The sequence below is a fragment of the Alteraurantiacibacter palmitatis genome, assembly GCF_037154115.1.
Classification (GTDB): domain Bacteria; phylum Pseudomonadota; class Alphaproteobacteria; order Sphingomonadales; family Sphingomonadaceae; genus Alteraurantiacibacter; species Alteraurantiacibacter palmitatis.
The window spans coordinates 240,759-259,297 of the sequence record NZ_JBANRO010000002.1 but is presented as its reverse complement, the minus strand read 5'-3'; the positions used below and the strand labels follow the sequence as shown (position 1 = coordinate 259,297).

At 62.4% G+C, this 18,539-nt stretch carries 19 protein-coding genes; 1 reads left to right on the top strand and 18 read right to left on the bottom strand.

All coding sequences use genetic code 11. From position 1 onward, the window contains the following. Positions 1 to 77: 77 nt before the first annotated feature. Positions 78 to 383 (bottom strand): Hpt domain-containing protein, encoded by a 306-nt coding sequence (locus WFP44_RS03255; RefSeq protein WP_336924918.1) that lies wholly within the window; start codon positions 381 to 383, stop codon positions 78 to 80. A 71-nt stretch (positions 384 to 454) separates the two neighbouring features. On the opposite strand from WFP44_RS03255, the gene WFP44_RS03250 reads away from it, so the two are divergent. Next, positions 455 to 2,818: a coiled-coil domain-containing protein gene (locus WFP44_RS03250; protein WP_336924917.1), complete on the top strand. Its 2,364-nt coding sequence runs from the start codon at positions 455 to 457 to the stop codon at positions 2,816 to 2,818. Positions 2,819 to 2,851: 33 nt separating this feature from the next. Here WFP44_RS03250 and WFP44_RS03245 read toward each other — a convergent pair whose 3' ends face one another. The 17 genes from WFP44_RS03245 to WFP44_RS03165 are packed head-to-tail and all read right to left on the bottom strand — an operon-like array spanning position 2,852 to position 18,536. Then, entirely contained in the window at positions 2,852 to 3,136 is a 285-nt protein-coding gene (locus WFP44_RS03245) for a DUF1467 family protein (protein ID WP_336924915.1), read from the bottom strand. Further along, the gene (locus WFP44_RS03240; protein WP_336924914.1) at positions 3,133 to 4,794 is read right to left on the bottom strand and encodes a ribonuclease J; all 1,662 of its coding nucleotides are present in this window, start codon (positions 4,792 to 4,794) and stop codon (positions 3,133 to 3,135) included. The genes WFP44_RS03245 and WFP44_RS03240 overlap by 4 nt, the downstream gene beginning before the upstream one ends. Before the next feature lie 19 nt (positions 4,795 to 4,813). Then, on the bottom strand, positions 4,814 to 5,590 hold the full coding sequence (locus WFP44_RS03235) for a type III pantothenate kinase (RefSeq protein WP_336924912.1): 777 nt from the start codon (positions 5,588 to 5,590) through the stop codon (positions 4,814 to 4,816). Further along, complete coding sequence (locus WFP44_RS03230; RefSeq protein ID WP_336924911.1) at positions 5,590 to 6,315, bottom strand: biotin--[acetyl-CoA-carboxylase] ligase; 726 nt, start codon at positions 6,313 to 6,315, stop codon at positions 5,590 to 5,592. Before WFP44_RS03230 ends, WFP44_RS03235 begins: the two co-directional genes overlap by 1 nt. Position 6,316: 1 nt before the next feature. After that, a complete protein-coding gene (nuoN, locus tag WFP44_RS03225; RefSeq protein WP_336924910.1) occupies positions 6,317 to 7,780 on the bottom strand; it encodes an NADH-quinone oxidoreductase subunit NuoN in 1,464 nt (487 codons plus the stop codon). Further along, positions 7,780 to 9,315 (bottom strand): NADH-quinone oxidoreductase subunit M, encoded by a 1,536-nt coding sequence (locus tag WFP44_RS03220; RefSeq protein WP_336924909.1) that lies wholly within the window; start codon positions 9,313 to 9,315, stop codon positions 7,780 to 7,782. The genes nuoN and WFP44_RS03220 overlap by 1 nt, the downstream gene beginning before the upstream one ends. Further along, positions 9,312 to 11,420 (bottom strand): NADH-quinone oxidoreductase subunit L, encoded by a 2,109-nt coding sequence (nuoL, locus tag WFP44_RS03215; protein ID WP_336924908.1) that lies wholly within the window; start codon positions 11,418 to 11,420, stop codon positions 9,312 to 9,314. Before nuoL ends, WFP44_RS03220 begins: the two co-directional genes overlap by 4 nt. A 6-nt stretch (positions 11,421 to 11,426) precedes the next feature. Continuing rightward, positions 11,427 to 11,732 carry an NADH-quinone oxidoreductase subunit NuoK gene (gene nuoK / locus WFP44_RS03210; protein WP_336924907.1) on the bottom strand — a complete coding sequence of 102 codons (306 nt, stop codon included), beginning with the start codon at positions 11,730 to 11,732 and terminating at the stop codon, positions 11,427 to 11,429. Continuing rightward, the gene (locus tag WFP44_RS03205) at positions 11,729 to 12,367 is read right to left on the bottom strand and encodes an NADH-quinone oxidoreductase subunit J (protein WP_336924906.1); all 639 of its coding nucleotides are present in this window, start codon (positions 12,365 to 12,367) and stop codon (positions 11,729 to 11,731) included. The genes nuoK and WFP44_RS03205 overlap by 4 nt, the downstream gene beginning before the upstream one ends. Before the next feature lie 27 nt (positions 12,368 to 12,394). Further along, on the bottom strand, positions 12,395 to 12,883 hold the full coding sequence (gene nuoI, locus WFP44_RS03200; protein ID WP_336917232.1) for an NADH-quinone oxidoreductase subunit NuoI: 489 nt from the start codon (positions 12,881 to 12,883) through the stop codon (positions 12,395 to 12,397). Next, complete coding sequence (nuoH, locus tag WFP44_RS03195; RefSeq protein ID WP_336924905.1) at positions 12,880 to 13,926, bottom strand: NADH-quinone oxidoreductase subunit NuoH; 1,047 nt, start codon at positions 13,924 to 13,926, stop codon at positions 12,880 to 12,882. The genes nuoI and nuoH overlap by 4 nt, the downstream gene beginning before the upstream one ends. Continuing rightward, positions 13,923 to 15,935: an NADH-quinone oxidoreductase subunit NuoG gene (gene nuoG, locus WFP44_RS03190; protein ID WP_336924904.1), complete on the bottom strand. Its 2,013-nt coding sequence runs from the start codon at positions 15,933 to 15,935 to the stop codon at positions 13,923 to 13,925. The genes nuoH and nuoG overlap by 4 nt, the downstream gene beginning before the upstream one ends. Beyond that, positions 15,935 to 17,230, bottom strand: coding sequence for an NADH-quinone oxidoreductase subunit NuoF (nuoF, locus tag WFP44_RS03185; RefSeq protein ID WP_336924903.1), 1,296 nt, complete (start codon positions 17,228 to 17,230; stop codon positions 15,935 to 15,937). The genes nuoG and nuoF overlap by 1 nt, the downstream gene beginning before the upstream one ends. After that, positions 17,227 to 17,373: a hypothetical protein gene (locus WFP44_RS03180; RefSeq protein ID WP_336924902.1), complete on the bottom strand. Its 147-nt coding sequence runs from the start codon at positions 17,371 to 17,373 to the stop codon at positions 17,227 to 17,229. Before WFP44_RS03180 ends, nuoF begins: the two co-directional genes overlap by 4 nt. Beyond that, positions 17,373 to 18,041 carry a complex I 24 kDa subunit family protein gene (locus WFP44_RS03175; RefSeq protein ID WP_336924901.1) on the bottom strand — a complete coding sequence of 223 codons (669 nt, stop codon included), beginning with the start codon at positions 18,039 to 18,041 and terminating at the stop codon, positions 17,373 to 17,375. The genes WFP44_RS03180 and WFP44_RS03175 overlap by 1 nt, the downstream gene beginning before the upstream one ends. Next, positions 18,034 to 18,216 (bottom strand): hypothetical protein, encoded by a 183-nt coding sequence (locus WFP44_RS03170; RefSeq protein ID WP_336924900.1) that lies wholly within the window; start codon positions 18,214 to 18,216, stop codon positions 18,034 to 18,036. Before WFP44_RS03170 ends, WFP44_RS03175 begins: the two co-directional genes overlap by 8 nt. Further along, entirely contained in the window at positions 18,213 to 18,536 is a 324-nt protein-coding gene (locus tag WFP44_RS03165) for a nuclear transport factor 2 family protein (protein WP_336925042.1), read from the bottom strand. Before WFP44_RS03165 ends, WFP44_RS03170 begins: the two co-directional genes overlap by 4 nt. Between the last annotated feature and the right edge of the window lie 3 nt (positions 18,537 to 18,539).

Below are 18,539 nucleotides of genomic sequence, written 5' to 3'. Positions count from 1 at the left end.
TCAGGCGATTTGTGAACACGCCATCATGGTTACGCGCCTGCCCCCGCGCTGCCAAGCGGGCAGCGTAAAAGGAACCGTCAGACCTGCTCTTTCAGGCTTTGGCTGAACGCGGCCAGCTTGCGCAGCACGACCGGATCACCCGGTGCGCTTTCAAGAGCCTCTGCCGCCAAAGCAATCAATTCATGCGCGTGGAAACTTGCGCCAAGGCTGCGCAGCCGCAAGGCTGATACTTCCCAGTTGCCGTCGCACCGCGCACGCGCCAGCAAATCACGCTGATTGTCGAGGCTGTCGATAAAGCAGGCGCGCAGTTCCGCGGCCAAGGCCGGATCATTGCCTGCTGCGGCGGCCAGATTGGCCTCGAAATCACCCTTGTCGTGGTTCACCTGGCCAGCAGATAGCGACCACGCGTTAAGGCGGCTTTAAAGGCAAGGCCGGGGCTGGTATCCTGCGTGTCATGAACCGACGCAAGAACCTGCTCGCCCTGGATAGCCATTCCGCGGATGAAGGCACACCGGTGGCCACCAGTGATGCGCATGGCGACACGGAGTATTCCGACGCTGGAAGCGCGGATTGGCATGAGGGGCCGGAACCTCCTGTGCCATCTTCACGCTTTGGCTGGGTATTCCCCCTTTTGGCGGCAGGCGCGGTGATCGGCTGGACGGGCTTTTTCATCTGGGCCAACCGCGCCGCGATACTGGCGCCGGCAAGCCCGCAACAATGGGTCGGCTGGATCGGAAGCTGGTCGCTGCCCGTCGTGCTGGTTATCGGGCTGTGGCTTCTGGCCATGCGAAATTCCACGCGTGAGGCAACGCGCTTTGCCCGTGCAGCGCAATTGCTGGCCGCCGAATCGGCCCAGTTGGAAGCGCGCCTCGCAGCAGTGAACCGCGAGCTGAGCCTGGCGCGCGATTTCATCGCTTCCCAGTCGCGCGACCTGGAAGCGCTGGGCCGCGTGGCGAGTGACCGCCTGTCGCAAAATGCCGCCGCCTTGCAGGATCTGATCCGCGACAATGGCGAGCAGGTCACCGCCATCGGGCAGGTCAGCGACAATGCGCTCGCCAATATGAACCGGCTGCGCGACCAATTGCCGGTCATTTCCAATTCGGCGCGCGATGTCGCCAACCAGATCGGCCATGCCGGGAACACAGCCCAGAGTCAGCTCGACGAGATGGTTGCCGCTTTCCAGCGCCTCAACGATTTTGGCGAGGCGAGCGGGCGGCAAGTCGACGCCCTGCGCGCAAGGCTGTCCGATACGCTGACCCGCTTCGAGGAGCATCTGGCAGAACTCGGCCAAAAGGGAGAACAGCTCATCGGCACATTGCTTGAAGGGCAAGAGGAGGCACGCAGCCGCTGGGAACAGGCGGTGGCGCAGTTGCAGCAGGACACCACTTCCGCGATCGAGCAACTTACCGCCCTTGACCAATCGGCCATCGGCAATGCCCGCCAACGCATGGAAGCCCTGACGCAGGCCGGACAACGCGTGGACCGCGCCATTGTGGAAAGCATGGCTGCCTTCGATGCGGAAATCGCGCGCCGCCGCGAACAAGCCGCTCAGGCCGAGGCCGAGGCACTTGCCACGCTGCAAGAGCGGCTTGAACGCTTCGATGCCGAAGCGCGCCGCCGTGACGAGGCGCATATCGCGCATCTGGCCGATGTGGCCCAGCGCAGCGATGAACTTGCCCGCCGCCTCAACGCCTTCGATGCCGATCTTTCCCGGCTGTTCGGCAAGGGTCAAAAGGAAAGCGCACAATTGGGCGAGGCGGCCGAAACGCTGGTTGAACGCCTGTCGCAAAGCCGCGCCATCATGGAAGAAAGCCGCAGCTTTGTCTCACGCCTGACTGATGACAGCGTGCGCCTGCTCGAAATCATCCGGGCCAGTTCCGAACATTCCGAAAGGGATCTGTCGGACGCGATTGCCAAGGCGGAAAGTCGCCTGTGTGCTTTCGAAACCCGCAGCCTCGCTCTGCGCGACACGATTGCCGATGCCGAAGCACGCGGCGCAGCGCTGGCGGGTTATGTGGCAGAGGCACACCAAGGCGCCGGCACATCGCTGGAAATGCTTGGCGTTCTGGAGGACAATCTGGCCCGCATTGCCGGGCAAACGCGCGATCTGGCCGAAGGCGCGCAGGGCGAGCTGCGCGATGCCATCGCCGCGCTGGAGGAGGCCGTTACGCAAAGCGTCCGCCATTTGCAGGAACGCGAGAGGGAAGCCGTCCGCAACCTTGCCCGCCAGATCGGACAGGATGCCGGCGCAACGTTAGAGGAAACGCTGCGAGAGGCAGGCCGCAACGCGCTCAGCGAAATGGACGAGGCCGCGCGCAACGCTGCCGAAAAGGGCCGCGCGGTCGCGGTGCAATTGCGCGATCAGCTCGCCAAGGTGAACCAGCTCGCCGCCAATCTGGAAAGCCGCGTGGCGCAGGCCCGCGCGCAGGCCGAGGAACAGGTTGATACGGACTTCACGCGACGCATGGCGCTGATAACCGAAAGCCTCAATTCCGCCTCGATCGACATCGCTCGCGTGTTCGATGCCGAAGTCGCCGACACCGCCTGGGCCAGCTATCTGCGCGGCGATCGCGGCATCTTCACCCGGCGCGCCGTGCGGCTGCTCGACAATGGCGAGGCGCGCGCGGTGATGGGCGTTTACGAGCAGGATCCGCAGATCCGCGAGACGGTGAACCGATACATTCACGATTTCGAGGCGATGCTGCGCACCGTGCTTTCCACCCGCGACGGCAACGCGCTGGCGGTGACGATGCTTTCGTCCGACATTGGCAAGCTCTACGTGGCGCTGGCGCAGGCGATTGAACGTCTGCGCGACTGACCCACCGGCCCGTCCTGTCAGACGTTTGGGGCGTCAGCTTTCCCCATATCCCGGCGGAGTGCCGAAGATGTTGATGTCATCCACGGTAATCCATCCTTGCGTGTAGTTCGCAATATACAGGCCCGTCAGCACTGCCGACAGCAGCGTGGCGCGCAAGGCCACGCGACCGGGCCGGAAATTGACCGGCGCGCTTTCCGCCTGTCCGGGCACTTTGGCAACGCCTGCTTCGTCGGGCGTCTTGACGCCAAAGGGCAGCAAGACAAAGGCGCTCATCACCCAGAAGAGCAGGTAAATGGCAATGATCGAGGTCAGCTTCATTGCGCCTTTGCCTCCGTTGGCAGGATGACGCGCACCTGCGGTTTCTTGCCCGACCAGCGTTGCGCCGCGCGTCGTGCCGCTAGCCGCGCCGCCTCGCTCACCGCCGCACGATCACGCGCTGCGGCCCCGCGCAGAGCAGTCAGGGCGCGCTTTACATCTTCCACAGCTTCTTCCACGAACGCAGGGTAATCTTCATCCAGCGGCAGGCCGATACCTTCCACCTGCACCGCCCCGCCCTTTTCCAGAACAACCAGAACCACGCCGTCACGCGCCATGCGGCGGCGCATCGTTATGGCCTCGCCATCCGCGGGCACAATGATATCGCCGTCCAGCACCAGGCGGCCATTGGTCACTTCAGCCAGCTTGACCGGGCCATCGGGTGCAAGGCGCACAATATCGCCGTTCTTCTGCACGATCTGGCGCGGAATACCGCAGGATTTGCCCAGGCGCGCCTGTTCCATCATGTGGCGCATCTCGCCATGCACGGGCACCAGAATATCCGGGCGTATCCAGGAGTAGAGTGCCTCCAGCTCCGGCCGCCCCGGATGGCCGGATACATGGATGAAGCTCTGCCGGTCGCTGACCATCACGATGCCGCGTGCGGCAAGCTGGTTCTGGATGCGGCCAATCGCCAGCTCGTTGCCGGGAATGACGCGGCTGGAAAACAGCACCACATCACCTTCTTCCAGCGACAGCGGATGGGCTTCCTCGGCGATGCGGGCCAGAGCCGCGCGCGGCTCCCCCTGGCCGCCGGTTGCCACGATCAGCACTTCGCCCCGGCGCATCTCCATTGCGGTGTCGAAATCCACCAGCGGCGGAAAATCACCGAGATAGCCATTGGCCTGCGCCACCTCGATGATGCGCTCCAGTGAACGTCCCGCAATGCACAGGCTGCGCCCGGTCTCCCGCGCCACATCGCCCAGAGTCTGGAGCCGCGCGACATTGGACGCAAAGGTCGTCACCAGCACGCGGCGCCCCTTGTGCTTGCGCACTTCCTCCAGCAGCCCCTGATACACGGCGCCTTCGGAACCCGATGCGGCGGGATTGAAGACATTGGTGGAATCGCACACCAGCGCCAGTATGCCTTCATCGCCAATGGCGCACAGCTCGTCTTCGCTGGTGGGCACGCCGATGATCGGGTCCTCGTCCAGCTTCCAGTCGCCCGTGTGGAAGATGCGGCCAAAGGGCGTTTCGATGAGCAGCGCATTGCCTTCGGCAATTGAATGGGCGAGCGGAATATAGGTAACGCTGAAGGGGCCGACAGCGAACGCTCCATCCTCCTCCTCGATGATGTTCAGTTCGATGGCATCGGCATTGCCCGCCTCCTCCAGCTTGCGCAGGATAAGGTCCGCAGTGAAGGGCGTGGCGTAAAGCGGCACCCCCAGATCAGCTGCGAAATAGGGGATCGCGCCAATGTGATCCTCGTGCGCATGGGTCAGCACGATGCCGCACAGATCCTTGGCCCGCTCCTCGATGAATTGCAGATCGGCAAACATCAGTTCGGTGCCCGGATATTCCTGCGCCCCAAAGCTCATGCCCAGATCGACCATCAGCCATTGGCCCCGGCAGCCATAGAGATTGACATTCATGCCAATCTCGCCCGACCCGCCCAGCGCCAGGAACAGCAATTCGTCTTCAGGCGTGTAATCTTTTTTCATTCCGGTTCCGATTGGGGTTTCAGTCTGCTGCGCGGGCGGCAAGCATGGCCAGCCCCTGCAAGGTAAGATCGCCGTCAACGGCGTCGAAAATGTCGCTGTGCTGGTCAAACAGCACGGCCAGCCCGCCGGTGGCGATCACCTTGGCCGGGCGGCCGATCTCGGCGCGGATGCGCGCGATCAGCCCTTCCATCATCGCCACATAGCCCCAGAACACGCCGATCAGCATCTGATCTTCGGTATTTGTGCCGATCACGCTGGAACTGCGCGGCTGTTCAATGGCGATCCGCGGCAGCTTGGCCGTGTTGGAAACCAGCGCATCCAGCGACAGATTGATGCCCGGCGCGATGATCCCGCCGCGATAGGCACCGTCTGTGTCCACCACATCAAACGTCGTCGCGGTGCCAAAATCGATCACGATCAGATCGCCTGCATATTTGGCATGGGCTGCCAGAGCGTTAACCGCGCGGTCGGCGCCAAGGCTGCGCGGTTCGTCCACGCGAATCGGAAACGGCCAGGCGGCGGCGCCTTCGCCGGCAAAAAGCGGATCGACGCCGAAATATTTCTGCGCCAGCACTTCCAGATTGTGACGGGCGCGCGGCACCACGCTGCACACGATCATCGCCGAGACATCGCTGCGCGAAAGCCCCTCAATCTGCATCAACTGCAGCAGCCACACGGCATATTCATCGCCGGTGCGGCGCGGATCGGTGGCAATGCGCCAGCGCGTGCGCATCGCCTCGCCTTCAAACATGGCGAAAACGACATTGGTGTTGCCGACATCGACGGCGAGCAGCATCAATCCCTCTCCAGCATGACATCGCCTGCATGGATGACCTGCGTGGTGCCGTCATCCAGAGCGAGGCGCAAGGCACCGTCGGTCGCCAGTCCCATATAGGTGCCGCTCACCTTTTCACCAGTGGCGCAATGCACGCTGAGACGGGTGCCGGGCCGATGGGCCGCTGCTTCCCAGCGGGCGAGCAGAGGCCCTGCCCCATATTCGCGCCAGCGTGCCAGTTCGTCGGCCATGCTGTGCGCCAGATCTGCGGCGAACAGATTGCGATCCGTCGGCGCTCCGATCGCGGCCAATGCCAGAGTTTCGCGCCCGGCAATGCGCGGCGCGGCGGCAAGGTTCACGCCAATGCCGATCACGGCAAATGGCCCTTGCCGCTCGAGCAATATGCCGCAAAACTTGGCGCCCGAAAGCAGCACATCGTTGGGCCATTTCAGCACAAGCGATCCCGGCCGGGCCACGCGCCCCGATGCGGCTGCATAGACCGCCAGCGCTGCGACAAAGGACAGGCTCGGCACAGGTGGGTCACCTTCACGCAGGCGGACAAGTGTCGAGCCCATGAAATTGCCCGGTGCATCCAGCCAGGACCGCCCCTGTCGCCCGCGCCCGGCCGTCTGGCGATTGGCGATCAGCCAATAGCCTTCTTCCAGCGCCTCTCCTTTGCCCAGGCGCGCCAGCAGGTCGGAATTGGTCGAACCCGTCTCGGCAATGATGTCGAGACGCTGGCTCAACTCAACCGGCAAAGAACAGTGTCGCTGCGGCGTTGTCTGCCAGACCGCCCAGCCACCCGGTACCCAGCCAGGCCACGGGCGAGATCACGAGCGTGGCAATTGCCAGCAGCGCCCAATGCGCGACGTCGCTCTTGCCCTTGGCCCGGTCCACCGCCTCGTCAAAGAACATCACCTTGATGAACTTGAGATAATAGAACGCACCGATGACGCTGGCGGCAATGCCGACGGCGGCGAGCGCGATCAGATCAGCCTCCACAGCCGCCTGAAACACCACCAGCTTGCCGTAAAAGCCCATCAGCGGGGGTATGCCTGCAAGGCTGAACATGATCAGCAGCAGGCACCAGGCGAGCGCGGGCTGCGTCGAGGAAAGGCCCCTGATGTCGCCGAAGGTTTCGAGCGGATTGCCCTCTGCATCCTTCAGCATCATCACCGCGACGAAGCTGCCCACCGTCATGGCGGTGTAGAACGCCAGGTAAACCAGCATCGCACTGGCACCGGCCACGCTGGCCGTGGCAAGGCCGATCAGGATGAACCCGACATTGTTGATCGAGGAGAACGCCAGAAGGCGCTTGATATTGTCCTGACCAATCGCACCCAGCGCCCCCACCACGATGGACGCGATCGCCGCAAAGCCGACGATCTGCTGCCAAGCGAAAGGCTGGCTGCCAAAAGCCTCCAGCGACACGCGCGCCAGCAACGCCACCGCCGCCACCTTGGGCGCGCTGGCAAAGAACATGGTGACCGGCGCAGGCGCGCCTTCATAGACATCGGGCGTCCACATATGGAACGGCACCGCACTGATCTTGAAGGCCAGCCCTGCCAGAACGAAAATCACGCCCATCAGCAGACCGCCCGACAGGCCATCTGCCATCGCCACATTGATGCCGCCGAACGAGGTCGTCCCCGCAAAGCCGTAGATCAAGCTGGAGCCGAAGAGCAGGATGCCGGACGCCAACGCACCCAGCACGAAATATTTAAGGCCCGCCTCGGCCGATTTGTCATCATCGCGCAGAAAGGCCGCCAGCACATAGGAGGCAAGGCTGGTGAGTTCGAGGCCGATATAGAGCGAAATCAGATCGGTCGCGGAAACCATGATGCTCATGCCCAGCGCCGAAAACAGCACCAGCACGGCGAATTCGGGCCGCGACGCCTTGATCCGATCGAAATAGGCCGGCGCCACAACCAGCACCGCGCCCGCCGCGGCATAGATCATCAGCTTGGCAAGCCCGGCAAAAGCATCCATGCGCAGCTGGCCGTAAAACGCGATCGTGTCTGCGCCAGACAGGCCCATGCAGACGGATGGCGCCACAAGGAAGAACGCCCCGCCCAGCGCCACGCAGGACGCAATCGAAACCGGGCGCGCGGCGTCATTGCCGCCCCATGCCGCAAACAGCAGCATGATCAGGCCCGACAGGGCGAGGACCAGTTCCGGAATGACCAGTCCGAGGGAAGAGGTGAGATCCATCAGTGCGCTCCCCCGTGCGCTGCATGTTCATCAATTTGGACAGGTGCCGCCTCGCCAATCCACAGGCGCGCATCGCCTTCGGGCTTGACGCGGGCAAGGCGGGCATCAAGCGCGGCGATATCGGCACGCATCGGCGCCAGAAAGCTTTCCGGATAGACGCCCATCCACAGCACCGCCGCCGCAATCGGGCCAAGCATCACCCATTCGCGCAGCGTCAGATCAGGCATAGCGGCCGCATCGGCATTCGTCTGCTCGCCAAAGCAGACCCGGCGGTAGAGGTAGAGCATATAGGCTGCGCCCAGAATGATGCCGGTGGTGCAGACAAAGGCGACCCAGCTCGACACCTGATAGATGCCCGCCAGCGACAGGAACTCGCCCACAAAGCCGCTGGTGCCGGGAAGGCCAATGCTCGCCATGGTGAACAGCAGGAAAAACAGCGCATATTTCGGCATATTGATCGACAAGCCGCCATATCGGGCGATCTCGCGCGTATGCAGCCGGTCGTAGATGATGCCCACGCAAAGAAACAGCGCGCCAGAAACGAGACCGTGCGAAAGCATGACGATCATCGCGCCTTCCAGCCCCTGCACGTTGAAGGCGAACAGGCCCACCGTCACAATCGCCATATGCGCAACCGAGGAATAGGCGATCAGCTTCTTCATGTCGTGCTGCACCAGCGCGATCAGGCTGGTGACGACCACCGCCACCATCGACAAAGCAAATACCAGCCACATGAACTGCACGCTCGCTTCCGGGAACATCGGCAGGCTGAAGCGGATGAACCCGTAACCGCCCAGCTTCAAGAGCACGCCCGCCAGGATCACGGAGCCTGCCGTCGGTGCCTGCACGTGCGCGGCGGGAAGCCAGGTGTGCACCGGCCACATCGGCATCTTCACCGCAAAGCTGGCGAAGAAGGCGAGCCACAGCCAGGTCTGCGCGGACGGCGCAAAATCATACTGCATCAACGTCGGGATATCAGTCGTCCCCGCCTCGCGCGCCATCCACAGCATGGCGATGAACATCAGAACCGAGCCAAGGAGCGTGTAGAGGAAGAACTTGTAGCTGGCGTAAATCCGATCGGTGCCGCCCCAGATGCCGATGATGAGATACATCGGGATCAGACCAGCCTCGAACATGATGTAAAACAGGAACAGATCCTGCGCGGCAAAGGTGCCCACCATCAGCACTTCCATGAACAGGAAGGCCGCCATGTATTCACCCACACGCTTTTCAATCGAATGGCTGGCAAGGATGCAGATCGGCATCAGGAACACGCTGAGCATGATCAGCATCAGCGCAATGCCATCTATGCCCAATGCCCACTGGAACCCGGCGAAGAGGTTTGCCCGCTCCACAAACTGCCACTGGTCGCCGCCAATATCGTAATTGGCCCACAACACGATGCCCAGCGCCAGGTTCACCAGCGTGGCAACCAGCGCGACAGTCCGCGCCATCTGCGCCTGCGCAAAGAAGCAGGCCACCGCGCCCAGCAGCGGCACCAGCAGCATCACGGAAAGAATGGGAAAGCCGCTCATGCGAAAATCACCCAGCTGATCGCGGCGACAAGGCCGAGCAGCATCACCAGAGCATAGGAATTGAGATAGCCCGACTGGACCTTCTTGGCGAGGACAGCGCCCTTCTGAACCACATAGGCAGCACCATCGGGGCCGAAGCGGTCAATCACGCCGATATCACCCTTTTGCCAGAACACCCGGCCCAGCCACTGTGCCGGCACGACAAAAACGTGGTGATACAGCTCGTCGAACATCCACTTGCGGTAGACGAAGCGGTAGATCGGCCCCAGTTGGTCCGCCACCTGACCCGGAAAACTTGTATTGCGAATATAGCCATACCACGCCGTCAGCAGGCCCAGCAGCATCACCACCAGCGCCGAATACTTCACCCAATACGGCACCTCGTGCATCGCGTGCATCAGCGCTTCGTTATAGGCGATGGAGCCGTTCCAGAAGGCCGCACTGTCGAGGAACGCGCCCTTGAACACATAGCCTGCGGCCACTGCACCGATCGAAAGGATGACCAACGGGGTGAGCATGACCCAAGGGCTTTCATGCGGGTGATAGCCGCCTGTCCCTTCGTGATGATCGGGATCGGGCACCGAATGCGCCACATCATGCCCGGCGTGTTCCTGCGCGGGCGCGTTGGCCTCCACCTCGCCGTGACCGTGTGTTTCCTGCGCATCGTCGTGATGGCCGTGGCCGTGCGCGTCGTGGAGAGCGTGCTGGATGTGCTCGCTCTGCGCCCAGCGCGGCTTGCCCCAGAAGGTGAGGAACATCAGGCGCCACGAATAGAAGCTGGTCAGAAGGGCTGCGAACACGCCCACCCAGAAGGCAAACATCGCCACCTCGGTGCCCTTGGCAAAGGCGACTTCGATGATCGCGTCCTTCGAGAAGAAGCCCGCAAAGCCAAGGCCAAGATGGTAGACGCCCACCCCGGTGATCGCCAGCGTGCCAGCCATCATCGCCCAGAAGGTGATCGGTATCTCCTTCCGCAAGGCCCCGTAATAGCGCATATCCTGTTCGTGATGCATGGCGTGGATCACGCTGCCCGCGCCAAGGAACAGCAGCGCCTTGAAGAAGGCGTGGGTGAACAGGTGGAACATCGCCGCGCCATAGGCACCGACACCTGCGGCAAAGAACATATAGCCGAGCTGCGAGCAGGTCGAATAGGCGATAACCCGCTTGATGTCCCACTGCGTGGTGCCAACCGTGGCAGCAAACAGGCAGGTGGCCGCACCAATGAAGGTGACAACGCCCAGCGCAATCGGCGCCGCTTCAAACATGGGTGACAGGCGGCAGACCATGAACACGCCCGCGGTCACCATGGTGGCGGCATGGATCAGCGCGGAAACCGGCGTCGGCCCTTCCATCGCATCCGGCAACCAGGTGTGCAGGCCCAACTGTGCGCTCTTGCCCATCGCACCGATGAACAGCAGCAGGCACAGGATCGTCATCGTATCGAGCCGCATACCAAGGAAGGTGATGTGGCTAACACCCTGCATTGCGGGCGCGGCATCGAGAATGGCAGGAATGCTGGTCGTCTGGAACACCAGGAAAGTGCCGAAAATGCCCAGCATAAAGCCAAGGTCGCCCACGCGGTTGACCACGAAAGCCTTGATCGCGGCGGCATTGGCCGAGGGCTTCTTGAACCAGAAACCGATCAGCAAATAGGAGGCAAGCCCCACCCCTTCCCAACCGAAGAACATCTGCACCAGATTGTCCGCCGTCACCAGCATAAGCATGGCAAAGGTGAACAGCGAGAGATAGGCGAAGAAGCGCGGCTGATCCGGGTCTTCCTCCATATAGCCCCAGCTATACAGGTGCACGAGAGCCGAGACGCTGGTGATCACTACCAGCATCACGGCGGTCAGCGTGTCGACGCGCAGCGCCCAGTCGAACTCCATTGCGCCGGACCGCACCCAGTCGAGCACGGGGACAACGGCCGCCTCGGCATTACCGGCAACGAAACCAAGGAAGATCGGCCAAGACAGCGCACAGGACAGGAACAGCGCGCCGGTGGTGACCAGCTTGGCCGCGGTGTTGCCGATGGCGCGGTTGCCAAGTCCGGCGATAAGCGCAGCCATAAGCGGCGCAAAAACGATGATCAGGATGGAGGACGACACGGCAGGTTATCCCTTCATCCGGCTGATGTCGTCGACCGCAATGGTGCCGCGACGGCGGAAGTAGATGACGAGGATCGCAAGGCCGATCGCCGCTTCGGCAGCGGCCACGGTCAGCACGAACATGGCGAAAATCTGGCCGGTCAGATCACCCAGAAAGGCACTGAAGGCGACCAGATTGATGTTCACGGCCAGCAGGATGAGCTCGATCGCCATCAGGATGACGATCACATTCTTGCGGTTGAGGAAAATCCCCAGCACGCCCAGCACGAACAGCAGCGAGCTGACCACGATGTAATGTTCGACGCCGATCACAGCTCGCGCCCCCCAATGTCCACACCTTTGCCGATCTCAGGCTGCTTCAGCTCGGTCGCGTCTTCCGGCCGGCGCATATTCTGCTTGGTGATGTTCTGATGCGCGCGGGTTGCGCGGCTTTCGCGGTGAGTCAGCACGATTGCGCCGATCATTGCCACCAGCAGGATGATGCCCGCCACTTCAAACAGGAAGACATACCGGGTGTAGAGCAGCGCGCCGATATTCTCGGTATTGCCCTCGCCCAGCAACGGCGCGGCGCTGCCGTCGGGCGTCCCCAGCGTCACCGCGCCGCCGGCGTTGGCGGCGATAATGGCGACGAACAACTCCACGAACAGCACCACCGCCACCAGAGCGGCCAGGGGTGCGTTCTTGATGAAGCCTGCGCGCAGTTCGGCAAAGTCGATGTTCAGCATCATTACGACGAACAGGAACAGCACCGCGACCGCACCGACATAAACGATGATCAGCAGCATGGCGATGAACTCTGCCCCCACCAGCACCATCAGGCCGGCAGCGTTGAAGAAGGCCAGAATCAGCCACAGGACGGAATGCACCGGGTTGCGGGCCAGCACGACCAGCGCGCCGGAGGTGAGAACCATCACCGCAAACAGGTAAAAGGCGAGAGTGTGGATCATGAGTCCCCGTGTGAGTTGCCCGCGCGCTTAACGATAGGGCGCGTCGGCTTCAAGGTTTGCGGCAATCGCGCGCTCCCACTTGTCCCCGTTCGCCAGCAGCTTTGCCTTGTCGTAAAGCAGTTCTTCGCGCGTTTCGGTCGCGTATTCGAAGTTCGGCCCTTCGACGATGGCATCCACCGGGCAGGCTTCCTGGCAGAAACCGCAGTAGATGCACTTGGTCATGTCGATGTCATAGCGCGTGGTGCGGCGGCTGCCGTCCTCGCGCGGTTCCGCCTCGATCGTGATCGCCTGCGCCGGGCACACCGCCTCGCACAGCTTGCACGCAATGCAGCGTTCTTCCCCGTTGGGATAACGGCGCAGGGCGTGCTCCCCCCGGAAACGGGGCGAGAGCGGGTTCTTCTCGAACGGATAGTTGATCGTCACCTTGGGCTTGAACAGATACTTGAGCGTGAGGGCGTGCGCCTTCACGAACTCCCACAGGGTGAACGACTTGATGAGGTGAGCGACAGTGGTCATGAATAATGCCCCGTGGCCATCAGATAGCCGCTGACGACAAAGACGAATATCAGGGAGAGCGGCAGGAACACCTTCCAGCCAAGGCGCATCAGCTGGTCATAGCGATAGCGCGGAACGGTGGCCATCACCCAGCTGAACATGAAGAAGAAGAACAGGATCTTCAGCAGCAGCCACACAATCCCCGGCACGGCATAGAGCGGTTCCCAATCCACCGGCGGCAACCAGCCTCCGAAGAACAGGATGGCGGACAACGCGCACATCAGCAGGATGTTGGCATATTCGCCCAGCCAGAACAGCGCGAAGGACATGGAGGAATATTCGGTCTGATATCCCGCCACCAGCTCGCTCTCCGCCTCGGTCAGGTCGAAGGGCACGCGCTGCGTTTCGGCCAGTGCCGAGATGAAGAACATCACCCAGATCGGGAACAGCAGCGGGTTGAACACGAAGCCGTTGATGAAGCCCAGGCCATGGCCGCGCTGCGCCTCGATAATGGTGTTGAGGTTGAAGCTGTCCGCCCACAGCACCACGCACACGATGATGAAGCCGATTGAAACTTCATAGGAAATCATCTGCGCGGACGCGCGCATGGCGGAAAAGAAGGGATATTTGGAGTTCGACGCCCAGCCCGAAATCACCACGCCATACACGCCCAGCGAGGACACGGCGAAGATATACAGCAGGCCGACATTGATATCCGCCAGCACCATATCCGGCCCAAACGGAATCACCGCCCAGCTGAGCAGCGCCACGGTAAAGGTCAGGATCGGCGCGATCAGGAAAAGCCCCTTGTTCGCCGCTGAAGGAATGATGGTTTCCTGCAAGAACACCTTCAGGCCGTCGGCAAAGCTCTGCAACAGGCCGAAAGGCCCGACCACGTTGGGCCCGCGCCGCAAATTGATTGCCGCCCACACCTTGCGGTCCATGTAGATGATCATGGCAACGCCCAGCATCAGCGGCAGCGCGATCAGCAGGATGCCCGCCATGGTCGCAAGGAACCAGGCCCATTCGTAGCTCATGCCCAGCGATTGGAAGAAAGCGGTCATTCCGCGGCCTCCTTCAGATCGGCCCCGTGGAGCAGTTCATCCGAACAGCGCTGCATCACCGCGCTGGCCCGCGCGATGGCATTGGTGAGGTAGAAGTCCTTGATCGGGTAGCGGATTTCGCCCTGCGGCTTGTCCGGCCCGGCAACGCTGGCAGGCAGCGGGCCATAAGCAGCGAGTTCACCTTCATTGGCCAGCGCCGGCACGGCGGCGACCATGGCGGCGCGCAGTTCGTGGAAGCTGTCAAAGCCCACATTCACGCCCAGCGCATCGGCCAGCGCGCGCAGGATCGTCCAGTCCTCACGCGCCTCGCCGGGCGCAAACACCGCCTTGTCACTGCGCTGGACGCGGCCTTCCGTGTTCACATAGGTGCCGGGCTTCTCGGTATAGGCGCTGCCGGGCAGAACGATGTCCGCCGCGTGTGCGCCCTTGTCGCCGTGATGGCCGATATAGACCTTGAGGCTGTCCGCGAACTTGGCAAAGTCCACCTCGTCTGCGCCCAGCGCCAGCAGCACCCTGGGCTTGGCCGCAGCCAGATCGGCAATGCCGCCCTTGCTCACAAAGCCCAGCATCACCGCACCCATGCGGGCCGCCGCCATGTGCAGCGCGTTGAAGCCGTTCCAGCCATCCTTGATGACGCCCAGATCATGCGCCAGCTTCACCGCGGCGGCATGGGCACCGGCGGCAAAACCCGCCCCGCCCAGAATGATTGCCGGACGCGCGGCATTCTTAAGCGCATCGGTCACTTCGGAAGGCAGATTGGCCAGCACGGAAACATCCGCGCCAAGGAAGGTTGCCTGGTAAGTCGTTTCCCATTCCGGCCCGACAACAAAGACCTTTGCGCCATTCTTGGCCGCCTTGCGCAGGCGGACATTCACCAATGGCGCTTCCCAGCGCACATGGCTGCCGATGATCAGCACCGCGTCGGCGTTTTCGATCCCGGCGAAGGTCGAATTAAAATTGATCGCGGAAAGGCTGGAGCAGTCGTAATCCATACCCGTCTGGCGGCTTTCCACCAGCGCCGATCCGCTTGCCGCCAGCAGCGCCTTGGCGGCAAACATCGTCTCGCAATCGAGCAGATCGCCCGCAACAGCAGCAATCGAATTGCCCGGTTTAGCCGCAGCGATCTTCCTGAACGCCTCGTCCCAGTCTGCCTCGGCCAGCTTGCCACCCTTGCGGATCCACACCTTGTCGAGGCGGCGGCGCGTCAGCCCGTCAATCTGGTAGCGCGCCTTGTCCGAAATCCACTCCTCGTTCACATCATCATTGATGCGCGGCAGCACGCGAAGCACTTCGCGGCCCCGGCTGTCGATGCGGATGTTCGCGCCGACCGCATCGGACACATCGATGCCGAGCGTCTTCTTCAATTCCCACGGACGGGCTTCGAAGGCGTAAGGGTTACTGGTGAGCGCACCCACCGGGCACAGATCGATCACATTGGCCGAAAGCTCGTGCTTGGCGGCCTTTTCCAGATAGGTGGTGATCTGCATATCCTCGCCGCGATAGAGCGCGCCGATCTCATCCACGCCCGCAATCTCTTCGGAGAAGCGCACGCAGCGGGTGCAGTGGATGCAGCGCGTCATCGTGGTCTTGATGAGCGGCCCCATATATTTCTCGGTAACCGCGCGCTTGTTCTCGTCAAAGCGGCTGACCCCGCGTCCATAGGCCACGGCCTGGTCCTGCAAATCGCACTCGCCACCCTGGTCGCAGATCGGGCAATCGAGCGGGTGGTTGATGAGGAGGAACTCCATCACCCCTTCGCGCGCCTTCTTGACCATCTCGCTGTCGGTGCGGATTTCCTGCCCCTCGGTAGCGGGCAGCGCGCAAGAGGCCTGCGGCTTGGGAGGCCCCGGCTTCACTTCGACCAGGCACATCCGGCAATTGCCCGCGATGCTGAGGCGCTCATGATAGCAGAAGCGCGGGATTTCCTTGCCCGCCAGCTCGCACGCCTGCAGCACGGTTGCCCCAGCGGGAACTTCCACTTCCTGTCCGTCTACGGTGACCTTGGGCATTATTCGGCAGCCTCTGCAAACTTGGCGGCGCGCTCATGGATGCGGCGCTCGATTTCCGGGCGGAAGTGGCGGATCAGGCCCTGGATCGGCCACGCCGCGGCATCGCCCAGCGCGCAGATCGTGTGGCCTTCCACCTGCTTGGTCACCTGATGCAGCATATCGATTTCCTCCACGCTCGCATCGCCGGTTTCAAGCCGCGTCATCACGCGCCACATCCAGCCCGTGCCTTCGCGGCAGGGGGTGCACTGGCCGCAGCTTTCATGCTTGTAGAAATAGGACAGGCGGCTGATCGCGCGCACGATATCGGTGCTCTTGTCCATCACGATGACACCTGCTGTGCCAAGGCCGGAACCGAGTTCGCGAAGGCCGTCGAAATCCATATGCGCGTGGCGGATCTGTTCGGCAGGCACCAGCGGCACCGAGGAGCCGCCGGGGATCACTGCGAGCAGATTGTCCCACCCGCCGCGAATGCCGCCGCAATGCTTCTCGATCAGCTCCTCGAACGTGATGCTCATCGCTTCTTCGACCACGCAGGGCTTGTTCACGTGGCCGCTGATCTGGAACAGCTTGGTGCCCTTGTTGTTGTCGCGGCCAAAGCTGCTGAACCACGACGCGCCGCGCCGCAGGATGGTGGGCACCACCGCGATCGATTCGACATTGTTCACCGTAGTGGGGCAGCCATAAAGACCCGCGCCTGCCGGGAATGGCGGCTTGAGGCGTGGCTGGCCTTTCTTGCCTTCCAGGCTTTCGATCATCGCGGTTTCTTCGCCGCAGATATACGCGCCCGCGCCCCGGTGGACGAAGACATCGAAATCATAGCCGGAATCGGCCGCATTCTTGCCCAGCAGGCCCGCCGCATAGGCTTCCGCCACGGCGGCGAACAGCGTTTCCGCCTCGCGGATATATTCGCCGCGGATGTAAATATAGGCGGCGCGCGCGCGCATCGCGTAACCGGCAATAAGCGCGCCTTCGATCAGCTTGTGCGGATCGTGGCGGATGATTTCGCGGTCCTTGCAGCTACCCGGCTCGGATTCGTCGGCGTTGATGACGAGGAAACTGGGCCGCCCGTCCTTGCTTTCCTTGGGCATGAAGGACCATTTCATGCCGGTGGGGAAGCCCGCCCCGCCGCGCCCGCGCAGGCCGCTCGCCTTGATTTCGTCGATGATGGCGTCCTGCCCGACTTCCATCAGCTTTTTCGTGTTGTCCCAATCGCCGCGCTTTTGCGCAGCGTTCAGGTTCCACGGCTGGAAGCCATAGACATTGGTGAAGATGCGATCCTTGTCGGACAGGCTCATGCCATGCCTCCATTAGCGAACACATAGGCCCCGGCCAGCAGGACGATGCCCACCAGCGCGGCGGTCTTTACCAGACCCATCAGCACCTTCCAGGCGATGAAAACCAGCAGCAAGGCGACGAGGATGGGAAGCAGCAATTCCATCACCACTCGCCCCGGTAATCGTGGTTTTCGGTCACCATCGCGTGCAGCGTGGAAAGGGCATTTGCCGGCTCGCTCGTATGGCGGCCGGGTTCCTGCGTTCCGGTCTTGGGCTGCTGGCCCGCCGCCAGCGCATCGAGCACGGCGTCGAGACGTTCCGGCGTCAGATCCTCGTAATTGTCGTCGTTGATCTGCACCATCGGCGCGGTGGCGCAATTGCCCATGCACTCCACCTCGGTCAGCGTCCACATACCGTCATCAGTGGTGTGGCCCTTCTTCATCCCGCGTTTCTTGCAAGCAGCCATGATGTCGTCAGACCCGCGCAGCATACAGGGCGTGGTGCCGCAGACCTGCACATGGAATTTGCCAACCGGAACAAGGTTATACATGAAATAGAAGCTGGCGACCTCGACCACGCGGATGATGGGCATATCGAGCTCTGCCGCGACATATTCCATCACCGGCAAGGGCAGCCAGCCCTGCGTGCCGGTTTCCGCGCCAACCTGCCGCTGCGCCAGATCGAGCAGCGGCATCACCGCGCTGCGCTGCCGCCCTTCGGGATAGCGGGCGATGATGTCCTTCACCTTTTCCGCGTTTTCAGGCGTCCAGGCGAAATTGCCCCAGCGCGCGCGCAGTTCGGGCGTATCGGGTGCAAGGTGACGATTAGCCACGGGTCAGCCTCCGTTCGAGGTAGCGGCCCAGATACAGGCCGATCACGGCGGCAAAGGCCGTGGAGAGAATGTCCTTTACGCTTGCCGCGCCGTGAAACACGGCAAGATAAGCCGCAACGGCCGAAGCGAACATCGCCAGCGCGGCGATGAAGATGAAGATTTCGCGCAGGATCACCGGATGAACTCCACGCGGGCGCACTTGTCGCCTTCGAAAGTGTAGACCGCGATCACATCGAACGGTTCGACCAGCGGCGAGCCATCGGTGGCCGGCCCGCGCGTCACGTGTTCGCGGAACAGGACGTAATTGCCGATGGCTTGGCGTTCGACGATCTCGGCGCGGTTCTGCGGCCATTTCGCAAAAGCGGCAGCGAGGCCCGCACGCGTGCCTTCCTTGCCTTCACGCACGACTGGCCCACGATAATTCGCCTCGCAGGCGTCATCGGTCATGTAGGAGACGTAGAGGTCTGCGTCCTGCGCGTTGTAGGCCGCGATCATGGC